Below are 19,058 nucleotides of genomic sequence, written 5' to 3' on the forward strand. Positions count from 1 at the left end.
CTTATTTTTCCAACAATTCGTCCACAAAGCGGGAAGGAAGGATTTCTTTCCCGCCTTTTATTTTCACGTAACTGAACACCAGCCGGTTCTTTGCCCTCGTCATTGCCACATAAAAAAGCCGTCGTTCTTCCTCTATCTCTTCGGCTTTCTCTGCCTTTTTGTATGGAATCCGCCCTTCATTTGCCTGTATCACAAACACAGTATCAAATTCCAGTCCTTTGGCTGCATGGATCGTCATCAGACGGATGCCTTTCTCCGGCGTATTCCTTCCCGTTTCCCGTTTCTTTAATGCTTCTGTATATTCTTCAATATGTGAAAACCACTCTTCCATTGTCTCATATGGTTTTGCTGCCTCTTCCAGCTCCGAAAGGATCTCGCTCAGGTCCGTAATTTTCAAATGACGGGAAATACAATACTCTTTCAGATATTCATCATATCCAACCCTTTTCCGCAGATAAGTAATTGCAGCATAAGGAGTCATTTTCTCCATCATTTTTACGTCCCATTCAAACTGATCAATCCGGTCTGTCATCCAGTCTTTATCCCGATAATAGTCCCGCAGTATCTCGAAAGATGCCCTCTTTCCCTGCAGACTGTCTCTGGAAAGATAACGTTTCGGGCGGTTCATTACCTGTAGCAGATCCTGCCGTCCTGCACATTTCATTGCAAGCCGGAAATACGCCTGAATATCTTTTGCTATAAAATGTTCGTAAAGATTAGGCAGATGCTCTTTCATCTCAAATGGGAGTTTCCTGGCAAGCAGAGCTTCTACAACCGGTCTTGCATCTGTATGCGTCCGGAAAAGCACCGCAATGTCCTCTGCCTTTGTTCCGCTTCTGATGCTTTTTTCAATTTCTCCTGCAATATATTCTGCCTCTTCATTTACATCCTTTACTTCCTGGATATGCAGACACGGGCCACCTTTACGTTCCGCCTTTAATTCCTTCTCATACCGTCTGGTATTATGCATGATCACTTTCAGGGAATTGGTCACAATATTGGAAGTAGAACGATAGTTTACCCCCAACAGGATCTGACTGGCGTCCGGGAAATCTTTTTTAAACCGGAGCATCAATTCTGAATCCGCACCACGAAACCCATAAATTGCCTGATCATCGTCCCCTACTGCAAAAAGATTTCTTTCAGGCAATGCCAGCATACGGATCACGTCATACTGGATCTGATTGATATCCTGGAACTCATCAATCAGAATATAACGGAACTTTTTCTGCCATCCTCTCAATACATCCGGTCTGGAAAGGAAAAGCTGAAAGCAAAGTACCAGCATATCATCAAAATCGATCTTTCTCCGTCTTTTTCTCTGCTCTTCATACTCTCTGTAAATCTGCCGGAACACAGCAGCCTCGCATTTTTCTGAAATGAACTCTTCCGGTCTGATCCTCTGATTTTTAATCTTTCCGATCTCAAAAGCGATATCTTTCAGGAAATCCCCCTCATCAAAAATCTCCAGTTTCTGATGCCTGATCACCTGCCTGAGGATCTGATATTTTTCATTATCCGAGAGCAGATTCTTCTGTCCGATCCGGTAAGTCCATCGAAGGATTCCATAATAAATCCCATGAAATGTCCCGATCGTCACCGGAAGTCTCTCTTTTCCCATAAGTGAACAGAGGCGGGATCTCATCTCCGCCGCTGCAAAACGGGTAAAAGTAACGACCAGAATTTCTTCTGGTCTTACTTTATATCCTTCAATCAAATATTTTACTCTGTTCACGATCGTAAGCGTCTTCCCTGATCCCGGTCCTGCCAATACCAGGCAGGGACCGTCTTTATGAAGAACTGCATCTTTCTGTGCTTCGTTTAACCCCATTCTTTCCTTCCTGCTACTGAAGCTTCTCAATTCCAAGGCGGATTCTTCTCAGAGACTCCTCTTTGCCGAAAACTTCCATCAGCTCTGTAGCACCACCCGGGGTACTCTGCTTTCCTGATACGGCTGTTCTCAGCGGCCACATAACATAACCGACCTTATATCCTTTTTCCGCTGCAAAACCTTTTAATGTCTCGAAAAGTGCATCATTGCTGAAATCTTCCTGTGCTTCAAGAACCGGGAGTACCTCCTGCAGAAGTGCAAGTGACTTCTCTGCATCCGTTTTCATCTTTTTGTGCGTATAAAGTGCAATATCATAATCCGGAAGTTCTTCAAAGAAATCAATCTGCTCCTTAATATCCGGAAGGATCTCGATTCTCGTCTTAACCAGGGCTGCAATCTTTTTCAGATCATAATCCTTTGTCACAGTTTCACTGATATACGGCTTTGCAAGCTCGAAGAATTTGTCGAAATCCATTGCTTTCAGATACTCACCATTCATCCATTTCAGCTTCACTACATCGAACACTGCAGGTGATTTATTCATATGATGATAATCAAATGCCTCTACCAGCTCTTCCAGAGAGAAGATCTCCCGGTTGTCAGAAGGACACCATCCAAGCAGTGCCACGTAGTTGACAACAGCCTCTGACACAAATCCCTGTTCGATCAGATCTTCATAAGAGGAATGTCCACAGCGTTTACTTAACTTCTTATGGTTCTCATCTGTGATCAGCGGGCAATGAACATAAACCGGAACTTCCCATCCAAATGCATCATACAGACGGTTATATTTCGGTGCTGAAGAAAGGTACTCATTCCCTCTGACAACATGCGTGATCTCCATCAGATGATCGTCAATTACATTTGCAAAATTGTACGTCGGATACCCATCTGACTTGATCAGGATCATATCATCCAGTTCTGCATTCGGTACAGTGATATCTCCATAGATCTCATCATGGAAGGTTGTCGTACCTTCATTCGGCACATTCAGACGGATGACCCATGGCTTACCGGCTGCAAGATTTGCCTCTACTTCCTCCTTGCTCAGGCTCAGGCAATGCTTATCATAAACAGAAATCTCTGTTCCTGATTCTGAAACGGTCGTCTTCAGCGATTCCAGACGTTCCTTATCACAAAAGCAATAATATGCATCTCCCTGCTCTACAAGCTGCTTCGCATATTTCAGATAAAGACCTGCCGCATTTCTCTCACTTTGTACATAAGGTCCATATCCGGCATCTTTATCCGGTCCCTCATCATGTACAAGGCCTGTCTTTGCAAGTGTCCTGTAAATGATATCCAAAGCACCTTCCACGAAACGCTCCTGATCTGTATCTTCCACACGCAGGATAAAATCTCCACCCTCATGCTTTGCGATCAGATATGCATAAAGTGCAGTTCTTAAATTACCTACATGCATCCTTCCTGTCGGGCTTGGTGCAAATCTCGTTCTTACTTTCTTACTCATATTATCTTCTCCAATTCATTTTCTTCTTAAGCTCTGGTCTCCGCACATGCGGATCTACAATGAATTATTATATCGCAACCGGCAGGATTATTCAACCACCAGTGTATCTGGAAGATCTGTCTGTTCCATTCCACGCTCTTTCATTCCGATCACTTTGAACAATCTGCTTTCACTGAAAGCATCCTTTGCCAGACGCACCACATTTTCAGGAATTGGATAAATCCCTGTTCTTCCTGCAGGAAATGCGAAAAGGCAGGTCTCCTGTTCCGAAAATAAAACTCCATCTCTGCTTACATACACCGGATTGTCCGGTTCTGTCTCATACCATTCTACATCCTTCAGATCAGCAAAAGTTCCTTCTTCAATAAAAATAATATTTGCCGGAATCACAATCTCCAGGATTCCGTCCGGTGCATCAGTAAACGTGGTTGCCGCAATTTTGCTGCATTGATCTGACGATGGCAGAGTAAGCCGTCCTTCTTTTACTGCCTTTTCATAATCTGCCACACCTGTGATGGTTCCCATCTATGATAAATCCATCTTCTGTCACAAGCATCATTTCCGGCTTTTCGCTGTCATTTTCAATCCGATTGCTGTCATCTGTCGCAGGTGGAACAATCTCTGCCGGGAGAGAGACTTCTGTATTTTTCTTTCCTGTAACAACTTTCTTTATGATTCCGGCATCTCCTGTATCTGTAGTTACAGTTTTTGTCAGTCTACTGTCTGATTTTTCGGTCACGTTCTTTTCTATTCCGGCTTCTACAGTCTCCAAAGTCTGACTGACAGCCGGCAGTATCTTTTTATCTGTAACCATAGAATCTTTCATTTTCTCCCATGCCGGATAACAACGTCCTGCTGTCAGAATCCCCTTTTCTGCCTCAACGGCAGAGGGCATATCTTTCATTTCATATGCAGCCATCTTCACATCCATGATCCTGACAGTCCCACAGTCGAGCAGGGAAATCCACATACAGATCAGAAGCAGCACCGATATACCTGTCCTGTGTATTTTCAGGGCAGAGATATTCTGTTCATTTTCCAAAAATCTTTCGTTCAATCCCATATTTTTCTTTTCCTTTCACCACTTTTCCTGTTCGATCATATCTTGTCGACTGTAGTAAGATACCAAAGAAAAAGGAATGTCGCAACGAATTGCAACATTCCTTTGCATTTTCAGGATTTTAGCTTACACATTAATCTCTGCTTTTACGCCAAGCACTTCCTGATTCTTTTCCAGCAACGGGTTGATCACATTGGTCAGATATGCTTCAACCTGCTCTTTTGCACGTCCTACATACTTCTCCGGCTGCATTGTCTTCTGCAGATCTTCCAGTGTCAGGTTGAATGCCGGGTCTGCTGCAATCAGTTCCAGCAGATTATTATCAAGACCTTTTTCCTTCACATTCTTTCCTGCTTCCATGGAAAGCTCACGGATTCTCTCATGCAGTTCCTGTCTGTCTCCACCGGCTTTTACGGCATCCATCATGATATTTTCTGTTGCCATGAATGGAAGTTCTGACATAAGACGCTTCTCGATCACCTTCGGATAAACTACAAGTCCGTCTACTACATTCAGACAGAGATCCAGAATCCCGTCAATTGCCAGGAAACCTTCCGGAATACTCAGACGCTTATTTGCTGAATCATCCAGCGTTCTCTCAAACCACTGCGTCGCAGACGTGATCGCCGGATTCAGTGCATCGATCATAACGTATCTTGAAAGGGATGCAATTCTTTCACTTCTCATAGGGTTTCTCTTATATGCCATTGCAGAGGAACCGATCTGTGTCTTTTCAAATGGTTCTTCCACTTCTTTCAGATGCTGGAGAAGCCGGATATCATTTGAAAATTTATGTGCACTGGCTGCGATCCCTGCAAGGATATTCATCACTCTTGTATCTACTTTTCTCGAATACGTTTGTCCCGATACCGGATAGCAGGCCTTAAATCCCATCTTTTCTGCGATCATCGGATCGATCTTATCGATGGTCTCCTGATCTCCGTCAAAGAGTTCCAGGAAACTTGCCTGCGTTCCTGTCGTTCCTTTCGAGCCTAAAAGCTTCAGACTACCGAGTACATATTCCAGATCTTCCAGATCCATCTCAAACTCCTGCAGCCACAGCGTCGCTCTTTTTCCTACAGTTGTCGGCTGTGCCGGCTGGAAATGGGTAAATGCAAGTGTTGGCTGGGCTTTCTGTGCATCTGCGAATTTTGCCAGTTCTGCGATCACATTGATCAGCTTCGTACGGATCAACTTCAGTGCCTCTGCCATGATAATAATATCCGTATTGTCCCCGACATAGCAGGAAGTTGCTCCAAGATGGATAATTCCCTTTGCTTTCGGACACTGCACACCATATGCATACACGTGGGACATAACATCGTGGCGGACTACCTTTTCCCGTTCTTTTGCCACATCAAAATTAATATCATCTGCATGTTCTTTCAATTCTGCAATCTGCTCATCGGTAATATGAAGTCCAAGCTCTTTCTCAGTCTCCGCAAGGGCGATCCACAGCTTTCTCCACGTACGGAACTTTTTGTCCGGTGAAAAAATATACTGCATCTCCTTGCTTGCATAACGGTCTGAAAGTGGACTTACATAACGGTCATTACTCATAATTCTATCTCCTTTTATTTTGTTCAATTTATTCAAATGCCTGACTGATATCTTCTCCCGGTACTTCCATCGGATAATTTCCTGTAAAGCATGCATCACAGAAATGAAGATCTCCAACCATATTTTTCAGTTTTTCTATCTCCATATATCCAAGGGAATCTGCCCCGATCATATCCCGGATCTGCTCCGGTGTATGGGAATGGGCAATTAGCTGCTCATTCGACGGCACATCGGTTCCAAAATAACATGGATGCAGGAACGGTGGTGAACTGATCCTTACATGCACTTCCGTTGCTCCGGCCTTTTTCAGCATCTTGATGATATTCGCACAGGTCGTTCCTCTGACGATGGAATCATCTACCATAACGATCCTCTTTCCCTTTACAACTTCCGGGATCACATTTAATTTAATCTTGACACTGGACTCTCTGTCACTCTGCTTCGGCTTGATGAAGGTTCTTCCAACATAACTGTTCTTGTGGAATGCCATTCCGTAAGGGATTCCTGACTGCTCGGAATATCCCTTTGCCGCTACCAGTCCCGAATCCGGAACTCCGACTACCAGATCGGCCTCCACCGGATAAGACTCTGCCAGTGCTTTTCCTGCAATGATCCTGGAATGATAGACATTCACACCGTCAATCGTTGAATCTGTCCTTGCAAAATAAATATATTCAAAAATACATCTCGCCTGCTTCTCCGCCGGCATCGCCATACTCATATCCGATGCGATTCCGTCCTTCGTGATCGTTACGATCTCTCCCGGAAGCACATCCCGCACAAACTCTGCATCCACTGCAGCGATTGCACAGCTTTCTGATGCCAGGAAGTATGTATTTTCTCTTTTTCCTATACATAAAGGCTTTAATCCGAAAGGATCTCTCGCTCCGATCATTTTCCTCGGACTGCTCACGACCAGTGCATAAGCACCTTTGATCTTTTTCATCGCAAGTCTCACTGCCTCCTCCGCAGTTGCAGCCTCCAGCCGCTCCCTTGCAATATGATAAGCGATCACTTCCGAGTCGATCGTCGTCTGAAAAATAGCACCTGTATATTCCAGTTCTTTTCTCAGTTCAATCGCATTGACCAGATTCCCGTTATGTGCGATTGCCAGCGTTCCTTTCACGTAATTGATTACAAGCGGCTGGGCATTTTCCACACGGGTTCCTCCTGCTGTAGAATATCTCACATGTCCGACTCCCAGATTTCCTTTCAGTTCTGAAAGTACTTTTTCATCAAAGACATCATTCACATGACCAAGCCCTTTTCTGGACAATACCTTTCTCTTTCCTGCAGTATCCGTCACTGCAATACCACAGCTTTCCTGTCCTCTGTGCTGCAGGGCAAAAAGTCCGTAATAAATGGATGCTGCCACATCATGTCCATCCATATCATAGGCTCCGAACACACCACACTCTTCGCCTAATCCCGTCACAGCTTTTTCAAATTCACTCATGTAGTTTCTGCTCCTTATCCTCTATATTGTCACTGATCAATCTAGCGTTACCAATCCGATTATAATATAAGGCAGATGGAAAATCAACATTCCCTCTGCCTTGTACTCTGATCTGTTCATTATTTTATTATCCGCTTATCTATTAGATTCGCTTATAATCATTTTATGATGTCAGGGTCAAAAGGTCTGAAACCACGTGTGCTTGCACACTGGTGGTAGAATGACCTTGAGACCCGCCCCGATATGAGCATAAAAGTGGGGCGTAAGCACCATGATATGCGAATAGTGGGTAGGATTGTGGGAGTGCGTAGCACGAAACAATCCGTTGACATCATTGTTGGGGGCTTTTGACCCCAACATCATTTTATTGTTCTTTTGTAAATCTCGACAGGAACTGTCTTGTCCGTTCCTCTTTTGGATGTTCAAAAACCTCTTCGGGCGTTCCCTGCTCAAGGATCGTTCCTCCGTCCATAAAAAGTACCTGGTCCGATACGTCTCTCGCAAATGCCATTTCATGCGTCACGATGATCATGGTTGTCCTCTGATCTGCCAGCCCTTTAATGACCTTCAGTACTTCGCCTGTCAGCTCCGGATCCAGTGCAGAAGTTGGCTCGTCAAAACAAAGAATATCCGGTTTCATCGCTAATGCTCTTGCAATCGCCACACGCTGACACTGACCGCCTGACAACTGATGCGGATAATTGTCCATCCGCTCTGCCAGTCCCATCTGCGTCAGGAGCTTCCTTCCAAGCTTTTCAATCTCACTGTGGATCTTCTTTTTATTTTTCTTATAATCCGGCTGTGCCTTCGCCAGCAGTTCTTTTGCCAACATGACATTTTCCAGGGCTGTATATTGTGGGAAAAGATTAAATGACTGGAACACCAGTCCAAAATGAAGACGCTTCTTCCGTATTTCATTTTCCTGCTTCGTCATTTCATTTCCTGCATCAAATAATGTCTCCCCATTCACCCGGATGATTCCCACATCCGGTGTCTCAAGGAAATTCAGACAACGAAGCAGCGTTGTCTTTCCACTACCTGATGACCCGATGATTGAAAGAACCTGTCCCTGTTCCAGGGAAAAGCTGATATCTTTCAGTACCTCTGTACGATCAAATTTTTTATTGATATGTTCTACTTCCAAAATTGCCATTTCTGCACCTCCTCTATCTGAAATAATCCAGTTTTTTCTCTAACCGTCCCAACAGTACGGTCAGAATTCCGTTAAATACCAGATAGTAGACTGCTGCAAAGAACATCGGCCAGATTGCTCCTGAAATTCCCTGAGATCCTTTCAGGAAAGACTGTCCCGCCCAGATGATCTCCTGCAATGCAATGATCCGTGCAAGTGAAGTATCTTTTACCAGTGTAATGATCTCATTCGACATCGGTGGAACAATTCTCTTGATCATCTGCATTAATGTAATTTTAAAGAAGATCTGGCTCTTCGTCATTCCGAGTACAAGTCCTGCCTCTGTCTGTCCCTGTGGTACACTCTGGATTCCACCGCGGTAAATAACAGAAAAATAACAGGCATAATTAAAGATAAATGCAACGGAAGCCGCCACAAAACGCCCCGATTCTCCTCCTCCCCAGACTACATTATTCAATACCAGTCCCGGGAAATAATAAATAATCAGCATCTGGATCATCAGCGGCGTTCCTCTGACTACCCATACAATAATGTTCGTGATATATTTCAATGGCCGGAAATGCGACATTGAGCCAAATGCAATGATCAGCCCAAGAGGCAATGCCCCCAAAAGCGTCACAAAGAAAAGCTTCAATGTCTGTAAAAAACCAACATTCAGCGATTGAATAACGATAGGAAATTGTTCCATTATAAGTTCCATGTCCGTACTGCTCCGTCCTTATTTTTTACTCTTCGATCAATGCCGCCTGTACTTTATACTTTTCAGCACAAGTCTTCATTGTACCGTCTTTCATACTCTTTTCAAAAAATTTGTTCAGTTCGGCTGCAAGATCAGATCCTTTTCGGAAGCCGACTCCATACTCCTCACTGTTCAGACTTACTGTATAAGTAAGATCTGCATAACCTGTTCCCTTTCCGATCATGGCTGCTGCCATCAGAGAATCAATGACTGCCGCATCAGATGTCCCTGCTGCAACTTCCATCAGTGCATCTGCCTGTGCATTTACAGGTGTATAGTTCAGGTTCAGATTACTGACCTGCTTTTCTCCCGCACTTCCTGCTTCAACTGCAAAACTTAAATCCTTCAGGCTGTCCGTATCCTGATACTTGTCAGCTTTTTCTGCCGGAACAACCACCACCTGTGCATTGTTCAGATAAGCATCCGTACATTCCATGGAACTTGTCACTTCGTCTGTCAGTGTCATTCCATTCCATACACAGTCAATGGACTTTCCATCCAGTTCCAGAACTTTATTGTCCCAGTCGATCTCAACAAATTCAACATCCACACCTAATTCTTCTGCAAATGCTGAAGCCATATCTGCATCAAATCCGATCCAGTTTCCATTATCATCTTTATAATCCATCGGCTCAAAATCTGTAATGCCGACAACAAGGGTTCCCTTGTCTTTTACATACTCAAGATCACTGTCTGCTGCCGCATCCTTTTTATCTTTTGTATCAGAATTTCCTGAACCGCATCCTGCAAGCATGGATACTGCAAGACCTGCACACAAAAATACACTTAATACTTTCTTTTTCATCATTTCATTCCTCCATCAGCAATTATTACAACTTCTATTCTCTACCAATGAGTCACTGCACCATGGTAAAGTCACTGTTGTATTCTAACATAGCCATATTCGGATGTCAAACAGTCTTTTTCCTGTTCTGCTGTCTCCTGTTCTGCTTCCGGCTTTTTTGTCAGTCGCCTTTCCGTGGTATCGCCGGAAGAAGCCATACCATCAGGTATGACTTCTTCTGTGCCTTCTCTTCCACTTTTCAACCAGTTGCTGATTTGGTTCTACCTGAAGATTTTTACGGATATCGTCCATCTCCTGACGCATCTGTGCATTAACCTCCAGATATTCTTCATGCTTTGTCAGAAGAATATGATATTCCTCCAAAGACATATATTTATAAGAAGCATAAAGATACGGTTTTAAAAGCTGCGGATCTTCACAGATCTGATAAGCCCGGTCATACATTCTTGCCGATTCCTGATAGAGAAACAGCCTTCCATATGCCGCTCCCAGTCCAGCATAGATCTTTCCGTAAAATTTTTCATCCACGCTCTCATCTTTCTCCCGGTTCAGGATCTCCTGATATACAAGGATCGCTTCTTCTATCTCACCACTCTCAAGGAGATTGTCCCCTTTATATTTCTGGCGTTCGATATCCTTCTGATTCTTTAGATGCTCCAGTACATTCTGGATGCGGATCATCTCAGGATCTCTGTAGATCCTGGATGCTTTCAGGATCGTCAATACAAATTTCTCTACTGAACCGCGAAGTCTGAGGACATCTCTGAGCTGGTCAGCCAGATCTTTCATTCCGATTTCTTCTTCCAGCCAGTTACAAATCTGTTCATTCATAATCGTATAATCAATCAGATACAGATTATTGCAGAGGTAATAACACAGTTCTTCCATGGTAAAGATCCTGCAGTGGATTCTTGTAATCTCATACGGATGTGTCGCATGCTTATCATGACAAAGAATTAAATTTCCCATCATTACCTCCTAAATGAATTATCTTCTCTTCCTGGAAATCTGTCGGCAGGAAGAAATCTCCGAATCCGACATCCCGTACTGTGATCTTGCAGGTCTTTTCATCCAGGAATAACGTTTCGATCTGAAGCCTCATTGAATATTCCGCACGTTTCGGGAACTTTGCAAGAGAGATCTTTTCCGTCTTAAGATTGCCCTGTACCAGTGATTCAATATGAAATTCTATATCTTCCACATCTTCAAGGATCACTTCCCACTGGTTGTTCGATTCATACCAGTGAGCCCCCCAGGACACCAGCGGATACCACATTTCCTGCCCGTCAACCCGCATATTCACCGTGATCTGATCTGTCAGTTTGTCCTCTGACAGGTAAACCGGATTTTCAATGTGCATATACAGCTTTCGGTATGCAGTGTAGCATGCTCCTTTGCTGTAAAGATTATTTCCTATAAACGCCCTGCGTCCATTGCACAGCACCCGCAAAGACTTTGGATACCACTCATTCTCAAATCCTTCTCCCGTCAGGAAAACCGAAGAAACGATCCGCTTGTCAAAGACGCTCTCAATAAACTTGCAGAACATGGAGTCTGCTTCTTTTGCTTTATCCTCATTCAGAACCGGATACACCATCGCAAGTTCTTTCATATGTGCACTTGCGACTTCATCCACCGTAACAAAGGTCGTCTTTCCTCCTCCAAGTCCCGGCTTAAGTCTGCGGAGCATATAGGCTTTGATCTCATTTCTGTCACAGCAGAATAATGCCGCATCATACTGCCACAGCTCTTTGGGCTGATAGAACAGGTAATTACAGAAGCTCTCCTTATAATCCTGAATAAAAATATGCCGCTTGTCAATATTCATACGGACTGCGATCCCTCTGAGCATCTGTGCCAGTTCCTCTGTCAATGCAGGAACCGTAAATACGATTCCCTCTATCTCCGGGAAGTCATGCAGTGACATCTGGATAAACTTTGACAGAAGCCATACTGCATCATACGTCTCTTCGCCAAACTCGATTTTTTCCCCTGCAAGGCTTCGGTTCAAAAGCCTGGTCACGGTAAATCCTTCTTTTACCGTTGCCAGTCTTTTTGCTTCTTTTCCATATGCCCATGTATCGCGAAGTCTTCCTATGATCAGCGGGATCTGAAAATTATCTTCATCGACTTCGAGTGTCTGTGGTTCCATCTGCTCCTCACTGTAGTAGCTGATCTGACACGTCTTTTCATTTATTTCATAGCCAATTATACTGCCCTGTCCCATGAAATTAGCTCCTCCTTAATACTGGATGAACATGTGGTTCGCCACGGCATCTTCCAACGCGTAACTCCGCATCTTCTTCTCCTGTTCTTCTTTATCCTCTTCCAAAAGGATATCGTTGAGCCTTCCGTATCTGCCCGGCTCTCCTTTTTCGATCTCCCGCATACACATTTCTTTTTCACTTCTGTAAGAATTGCCGTCGATCGTCTCTTTAAAATAGTATTTCAGCCGTTCATTTGCAAATAATACAAACTTCTTCACATAAAGATTCTCATACATCGGAGACAGCACTTCTGTCGAATAATCCGCTGCCTCTCTGCTGCCTTTCTGCAGTTGGTAATAAAGCATGACACGGCTGCCTTTCTGACCTTTATATTCGATCAGCGTCTTATCCCAGAGCTGAAGTTCCACAAGCCATTCTTTCTCATAAGAAAGGAAGAACGGGAAATAGATCTGCTTGCCGCAGAGTTCCTGAAGAAACTTCTTCAGAGTCTTCCTTATCTGCGTTCCATACTCACGGGTAGAATAATATTTCAGTACCGCAATCTTGCAGATATCGATCGTTGGTTCTCCCTTTTCATATTCCTGGCAGATGACATCGATCACATTCTTTCCGATCTTACGCTCTTCGACTACATATTCCCTGGAAATATAGGCAAGATATGCCTGCTCCAGACGGAAATATGCACCTTCTTCGTAATATGCCTCAAATACCTGTGCCTCCTGGAACAGCTCCTCCGAAAACAGCATCTGCGTCAGTATCCGTTCTGCGAGTTTATGCGTATGCACTTCATAATCCCTTGCAACTTTCCACAGATTCTTCATTTCCATTGTTGCACCGCAGAAATAATTTGCAAGATATGTCAGGATTACTTTATCATACTGATTCTTCTGGAATAAGTCATAGCATACATACGTCAGGAAATCATCATTTTCATAATTGCTTTCCCGGATCGTCTTACTGCACAGTGTAAAGATTTCATCCTCAGGATAATTTTCCAGCCCTTTTTCCTTTACTACTTCCAGTGTCAGTTCTTCCTCTTCCGCATTCTGTCTTCCCCTCAGCAGTCCACCCAGATACTTTCTGCACATATCCATATAACGCAGTTCATAGAACAGTCTTTTGCTGTCATACGGGATAGAATCTGTATAATGGCGTCCGTCTTTCGCTTCCCACACCAGGCGGTCCGTCTTGGAATACAGGAACACTCTCGCTCCCTTTTCTGTATACGGCACTTTCTGTGTCACAGTTCCGTCGTCTGCAATGACATGGATAAACTTCATATTCGGAACTTTCGTCGTGATCCAGTAGGCGTGACAGATATCATACAGGGCTTTGATCCGCTCCTGTTTCATCTCATCTTCTACAAGAAATCTCTTGTAGATAATCCTGAGATCCTCGTCGATATTTCTCCGTTCCAACTGATTCCATGCAAAAACTTCCATCTCATCACGGTAATGTGCATAGATCTCACTGCCCTCGTCTTCATATGTGATCAGATTTGCATACAGGAATGCACATTTATGATAATCCAGGGAATTTCCATGCATAAAATACAGATAGACCGATCTTGGCAACTGCTTGTGGAACTGTGCCGGTTCTGCAGATGCCATATAATATTCATAAAGCTGTGCAATCTTCAGTTCAGACTCCACTGCCTTTTCATACCATTTGAAATACTTCTGTTCCGTACAGCTCCCTTTGATCAGAAGTGTACAGATGGAAGTCAGGATCATTGATTCCCCATACATCTCATAACACCGGACAAGAACCTCATACAAATGGGCATCAAAATATTTCATCTGACTCGCCAGATTTGCGGTATACAGTGCAAGTTCTTTGGTCATCAGCTTATATTTCACTGCAAATGCAAGCACCTGCACTTCAAAAGTCCCGAGCTTTTTCAGAGAGGAACTTTTCTCTCTGTAGCAGCGGAATGCCTGCAGATAGAACCAGATACTGTGGGATCGGTAATCCTCAAACTGCTTTTCAAGAACCCGCAGTCTTTCGCTGTAGATCTTATATTCTGAATCTACTTCCACCAGCATACACAAAATCTTCCAGCTTGAAGGATGCTTCATAAAGGATCTTGAAAGTTCCTCGGCAACCCGTCGCTGTCCGATCGAATCATTGCTCAGCAGTGTTGTCAGATACAGATAATAAGAACTCAACTCCACATCTTTGCCGATCGCAAAACGGTTATAATTGTACGACTCCAACAGCCATTTTGCTTCTTCCATCCGCTGTCCCAGCAGACAGATATGTGCATGAGCAAGCAGATAGAACTCATTATTGCCATCCCGCTCCCGCAGACGCGAAATTCTGCGAAGTGCATCTTCTGTCCAGGTATCCAGATCCACTCTGCCTCCCTCATACTGCAAAAAGCTCTTCAGAATCCCTGCAAACTCCCGGTCATTCTCCCGGTACTCCTCATCACGGCTGATATCTTTCTCAACCACAACTTCATAATTCAGGGTCTCGTATGGAGTTTCCAGGATGATCTGTCCGAAATTGCTTCCTTTATGAAGCTTGTCCATCGTAATAAAATATTCCAATCTGTAAGAATTTCCAATGAACTCTTCCGTCGTCAGATGTGTATGCTCCACTGAGAGGAAATCTCCCTCCGCCCGGACATCCACTTCGAGAAATCCCCAGGTATTTTTTTTGACGGTAAACGTCTCTTTCCGATCCTCGATCAGCGAGATAAATGCCCTGCTCTCCTCTTCCAGCGTCAGAAAGATCTTTTCTTTCTGCTTACAGCCTACAAGAAATTCCTCCAGTGCATGCTGATCCAGTTCCCATTTACGCATATTATCATAAAGTGCCTGGATTCTCTGATCCTCATACTTGAGGATTTCATAAAAATCCCTGGATCGGAACAGCTTGACTGCTTCAGCCGCATCCCGGTATGAAAGCTTTTTAAAGTCTTCCAGACTCTGGATCTTTCCATATCTGGTCATGACAAATGGTTTTTCAATAATTGCAGTAAATGCAATATCGTACTCACCACCATTGCAGACGATCGTGAACTTACCATGCTCGACATGTCCCGGAACAAGTCCCCTTCCGTCATATGTATAATAAATATTTACCGGATTTCCGTCAAAGCCCTGCTCCACACACTGGATTCTGTAAGAAGATGGATACACCAGGCCGCGGATCGTCCCCTCTCCTTCATTCTGCAGGGAAAAACTCCCCTGATACTTTTCTCCTTCCCCGACACGCATAATGATATGCGTCTCCGGAAATATAATCTCCGGCTGTGGGATATGAAAATCCCCTTTTGCAAATCGCTTGATCTTATTTTTCAAATCGGTCACCTACTCATAATACTTAATCTCTCTGCCATCGGGCAGATGGTATCGGATATCTTATCTGTCTCTGACTTCAGAGCAGAAAGACGCTACTATGAATTATATCATCATCCTGCAGTTTCTTGCAATGGGAGAACGCAAGAAAATAAAATCTGATTGTATACACGTATGCACTATATTTTCTTTTCATATTTCATACAGAAAATGGATCTGAATAATATTTTCTGATACCAGTTCATATCCCGCTCCGCAGCTTCAGAAAACCGGCTGTAAAATTTTCTCTGCCAGATCTGTTGTTCTTTTCTCTGCTCCTGACTTTGCTCTTCTTTTCTTCCAAAAAGTTCCTGCAACACCTGCCCGTACAACTTTTCCCATTGTTCTGCGGTAATCTCCGGAAACTTTTCTTTCAGAATCTCTAAAGTACTCTGTCCTGTCGGTTCTGCCATTTTGATTCCTTTGATCTTTGCCACCCGCAGTACGCAGCCATATAATTCTCCTGCAGTCATTTTCCCGACTCTTTTTTTCAGTGCAAGACATCTCTTTTTCCCCTGCAAATAAAAAACTGCAAGCATCAGTCCTGCGGCCAGTATTCCCCCAGCCGGTTTCAGCCAGCCTGCATTCTGGTATAAAATTCTTGCCAGTCTCCCTTTTGGCAGTTTCATTTCTTCCACGCTTTTTTGAATCTGTTCTATTCCGGCCGGCGGAGTCACTTCGACATTTTCCCAGTATCCGTCATCAAGGCACCATACCTGACACCAGGCATGTCCCATCGCTCCACTGATCTGTGCCTGATAAGTTCCGTCTTCCTGTTCTTCAAATGCACTCGCCGGAACTGCATATCCTTCCGCATATCTTGCCTCTTTTCCGGCAAGCCGGAATAATAAAGTTCCTGCTGATGCAAAATGGACACAGAAGCCCTTCCGGTTTTCAAAAAGAAAATATTCCACAAAATCTTTTCCTGCCGGTGTTGCACCAGGTTCTGTATCATAGACTGCAAGTTCCCATAAAGCTTCGCAGATCTTTTTTCGGATTGCCTCAATCTCTGACTTTGAATCTTTCCATTCCCCATCAATCCCACCTATCTCTTCGATATAATAGCGGGTCAGTTTTTGTAAGTCTGTGGGACAGGACAGATAATCTTCCATATGCTCCCACATTTCTTCTTCATCATCTTTACCGGAATGTTCAATATCTTTCCATGTATCATCCTCATAAAAGACTCCGTACCGTTCTGCCACATACACCGTTGATTCGGGTCTGTATGTGATCGTAACGCTTTTCGCCACAGAATCATCCGGAACAAAGCCCGTAATCTGATTCAGATTTCCTATTTCATCTTTTAGAATCGAATTTGCTGTTCCTGATTTGTCTGTCGTTCCTGATGCTCCTGTCGTTTCCAGTACAGGGAGCTTTCTTTTTAATCTGGCAGGATCGGTATCATCTGTGCTTTTGGCTTTTTGGGATTCTGCAGTACTTTTCGCTGCCTTCTGTGCTTCTTTTTTCTTTTCACTTTCTTCTTTTGCACGAACCGTTTTTTGTCCTGTCAGACGTTCTTTCGCATCAGCGATCGCTTCGTCCAGTCGTTCCCTGACTGTATTTCTGGCTGTCATATACCATCCATCTTTTTCTTCTTTTACCACATTCAACTGCTTTCCGCTGCCAAAAGCAACCAGTAGGAGAACCGCCAGACCGATACCGCCCCGGATCAGCCTTCGCAGTTCCATCCGGATCTGTACCATTTGGGTTATGTCACCCGAAGCAGTTCTGTCTGCCGCAATCATTCCGGTCAGCAAATACATTCCACCATTAAAAAGCAGGACTCCCATTTCGGTCATCGGAAATTCATCCACACACCCTGCACATACAAACGGCAGAATGATAAAGACTGCCGCTGCCCATCTTCCTTTTCCTTCATATAAAATTGCAATCAGAACAAGAAGGAATGGGAGCATCAGAACAAGAACTGAAATTGTATCCATTTCTATATTCTGATACAGATGCTCTGCATCACCGGCTGTCCCTTGCCGAAGTTGTCCGAACACCCTTCTGCCCATCCCGACACAGATGTCCCACTTATACCAGATTCCTGCTGCCGCTGCTCCCAGTCCGGCACCGATTCCGCCAACGCGGGACATTCCATATCCGGCAGAGAACAGCATAGATATCAGAAGCAGCCCCAATAAGATCACTTTTGTATCCATTTCTATGCGAAATATTTCTGACATTCCCCAGCCCCATGCTGCTGCCAAAGCAAATGCAGACATTCCATTCAACACAGTAATGTATCCAGTAAAATATCCGGTCTCATTGTTCTTCTTTCTGCTCTCCTGTGCAATCCGAATGGAAGTTTTCTTTTTCTCCATATATTTCTCCTTTTACACCGGATCAGATTCTGAGATGTTCAGCTTTCTGTCCGTTCTGCCAGAATCTTCCTGATGCATCAACCTCAATCACTGCTGCAAATTCCCTTCCACGAAAACATTCCATTCTGCATTCGTTCATCCAGTCAGTCCTTTTATATGGATGAATATCCAACAGATTCCAGGTCATATAACAGGCATCCTGCACTGTCTTCACACGCCACATTACAACCTTCCCGGTCAGATCATCATACCACGCAACTAAATGGATACATTTTTCTTCTGCCAGCGTAACTGATAAGGACGCTGCATTTTTTACCATTCCCGAGAAATCGTTCTTTTCCTTCTTCCCTTCAGGATAATCAATCCAGATCAGCACAACGCAGCCCAGGGGAAATCCTCTTTCCCGGATCATCAGCTTTCCCGCTCTTGCTGTCTGCTTCCAATGGATATCTTTGATATTATCCTGCTCTCTGTAAGAGCGGATCTGATACGTCTCCGATGCATCATCTCCTTTTCGATCCTGTGCATATTCTGTATCGTCTGCCTGAAATTCTCTTACCCTGCGGGTAATCTCCATCGGGATCAGTTCATACTCAGGGAAAATCTTTATGAGGGATCGTTCTTCTTTTTCCTCTGTTAGATAAAAAATCCGAAACCAGTCATATCTCCGAATGGATTCCACACTCACTTCAAGCACGCCACACTCCGTTGTCTCAAAATCACACCACACTGTCTCACTGCTTTCCGGTGCGAGGTTTCCCCTGCAGATTTTTACCGCCTTTTCTTCTCTGTTCCTGTCTGTCACCACAATCTTCACTTCATACTGGATTGCAAAATAACGACTCAGATTTTTTAAAAGAATCCCTGCACGGATTTCTTTTCCCTCTTCTCCCATTTCTGGCACTCTGTCCCTTTTTGTCCGCAAGGATTTTCTGGTCAGGGTGAGCCAGCTCAGAGATAAAATTGGATACAATATGGAGAGAATTAAAATTGCAGACAGCACTTCTGCATCATAGATCAGAAATGTATACAGAATTACCAGCATCGCTGCTCCATAGGCAATGCATCTTTTTATCATTTT

The 19,058-nt window shown here is 44.0% G+C and carries 15 protein-coding genes; all 15 read right to left on the reverse strand.

All coding sequences use genetic code 11. The features are described 5' to 3' along the window. Position 1: 1 nt before the first annotated feature. The 15 genes from NQ541_RS07330 to NQ541_RS07400 all read right to left on the reverse strand — a co-directional run bounded on the left by NQ541_RS07330 (position 2) and on the right by NQ541_RS07400 (position 19,055). On the reverse strand, positions 2–1,831 hold the full coding sequence (locus NQ541_RS07330; RefSeq protein WP_005609184.1) for an ATP-dependent helicase: 1,830 nt from the start codon (positions 1,829–1,831) through the stop codon (positions 2–4). Between the two features lie 13 nt (positions 1,832–1,844). Next, positions 1,845–3,302, reverse strand: a complete 1,458-nt coding sequence (gene gltX, locus NQ541_RS07335) for a glutamate--tRNA ligase (protein WP_005609182.1) — start codon at positions 3,300–3,302, stop codon at positions 1,845–1,847. 87 nt (positions 3,303–3,389) lie between these two features. Beyond that, positions 3,390–3,827 (reverse strand): hypothetical protein, encoded by a 438-nt coding sequence (locus NQ541_RS07340; RefSeq protein ID WP_049931128.1) that lies wholly within the window; start codon positions 3,825–3,827, stop codon positions 3,390–3,392. Further along, the gene (locus NQ541_RS07345; protein ID WP_005609178.1) at positions 3,796–4,365 is read right to left on the reverse strand and encodes a hypothetical protein; all 570 of its coding nucleotides are present in this window, start codon (positions 4,363–4,365) and stop codon (positions 3,796–3,798) included. The genes NQ541_RS07340 and NQ541_RS07345 overlap by 32 nt, the downstream gene beginning before the upstream one ends. A gap of 123 nt (positions 4,366–4,488) precedes the next feature. Next, positions 4,489–5,922: an adenylosuccinate lyase gene (purB, locus tag NQ541_RS07350; RefSeq protein WP_044939989.1), complete on the reverse strand. Its 1,434-nt coding sequence runs from the start codon at positions 5,920–5,922 to the stop codon at positions 4,489–4,491. A gap of 28 nt (positions 5,923–5,950) precedes the next feature. Next, positions 5,951–7,378, reverse strand: coding sequence for an amidophosphoribosyltransferase (gene purF, locus NQ541_RS07355; RefSeq protein ID WP_005609175.1), 1,428 nt, complete (start codon positions 7,376–7,378; stop codon positions 5,951–5,953). 177 nt (positions 7,379–7,555) lie between these two features. Next, entirely contained in the window at positions 7,556–7,741 is a 186-nt protein-coding gene (locus tag NQ541_RS13165; protein WP_081717118.1) for a hypothetical protein, read from the reverse strand. 1 nt (position 7,742) lies between these two features. Continuing rightward, positions 7,743–8,531 (reverse strand): amino acid ABC transporter ATP-binding protein, encoded by a 789-nt coding sequence (locus NQ541_RS07365; RefSeq protein ID WP_005610979.1) that lies wholly within the window; start codon positions 8,529–8,531, stop codon positions 7,743–7,745. A 13-nt stretch (positions 8,532–8,544) separates the two neighbouring features. Then, positions 8,545–9,231, reverse strand: coding sequence for an amino acid ABC transporter permease (locus tag NQ541_RS07370; RefSeq protein WP_005610974.1), 687 nt, complete (start codon positions 9,229–9,231; stop codon positions 8,545–8,547). A 25-nt stretch (positions 9,232–9,256) separates the two neighbouring features. Then, positions 9,257–10,075 (reverse strand): transporter substrate-binding domain-containing protein, encoded by an 819-nt coding sequence (locus NQ541_RS07375; RefSeq protein WP_044905637.1) that lies wholly within the window; start codon positions 10,073–10,075, stop codon positions 9,257–9,259. A 201-nt stretch (positions 10,076–10,276) separates the two neighbouring features. Next, on the reverse strand, positions 10,277–11,044 hold the full coding sequence (locus NQ541_RS07380) for a hypothetical protein (RefSeq protein WP_023922943.1): 768 nt from the start codon (positions 11,042–11,044) through the stop codon (positions 10,277–10,279). Then, positions 11,019–12,302, reverse strand: a complete 1,284-nt coding sequence (locus tag NQ541_RS07385) for a DUF5716 family protein (protein ID WP_005610964.1) — start codon at positions 12,300–12,302, stop codon at positions 11,019–11,021. Before NQ541_RS07385 ends, NQ541_RS07380 begins: the two co-directional genes overlap by 26 nt. A gap of 15 nt (positions 12,303–12,317) precedes the next feature. Next, the gene (locus NQ541_RS07390; RefSeq protein ID WP_023922941.1) at positions 12,318–15,611 is read right to left on the reverse strand and encodes a DUF5717 family protein; all 3,294 of its coding nucleotides are present in this window, start codon (positions 15,609–15,611) and stop codon (positions 12,318–12,320) included. A 176-nt stretch (positions 15,612–15,787) separates the two neighbouring features. Further along, the gene (locus tag NQ541_RS07395) at positions 15,788–17,977 is read right to left on the reverse strand and encodes a transglutaminase-like domain-containing protein (protein WP_005610960.1); all 2,190 of its coding nucleotides are present in this window, start codon (positions 17,975–17,977) and stop codon (positions 15,788–15,790) included. Positions 17,978–17,999: 22 nt separating this feature from the next. After that, complete coding sequence (locus NQ541_RS07400; protein ID WP_005610958.1) at positions 18,000–19,055, reverse strand: DUF58 domain-containing protein; 1,056 nt, start codon at positions 19,053–19,055, stop codon at positions 18,000–18,002. Between the last annotated feature and the right edge of the window lie 3 nt (positions 19,056–19,058).

It is taken from the genome of [Ruminococcus] lactaris ATCC 29176 (assembly GCF_025152405.1).
In the GTDB taxonomy this organism is placed as follows: Bacteria; Bacillota; Clostridia; order Lachnospirales; family Lachnospiraceae; genus Mediterraneibacter; species Mediterraneibacter lactaris.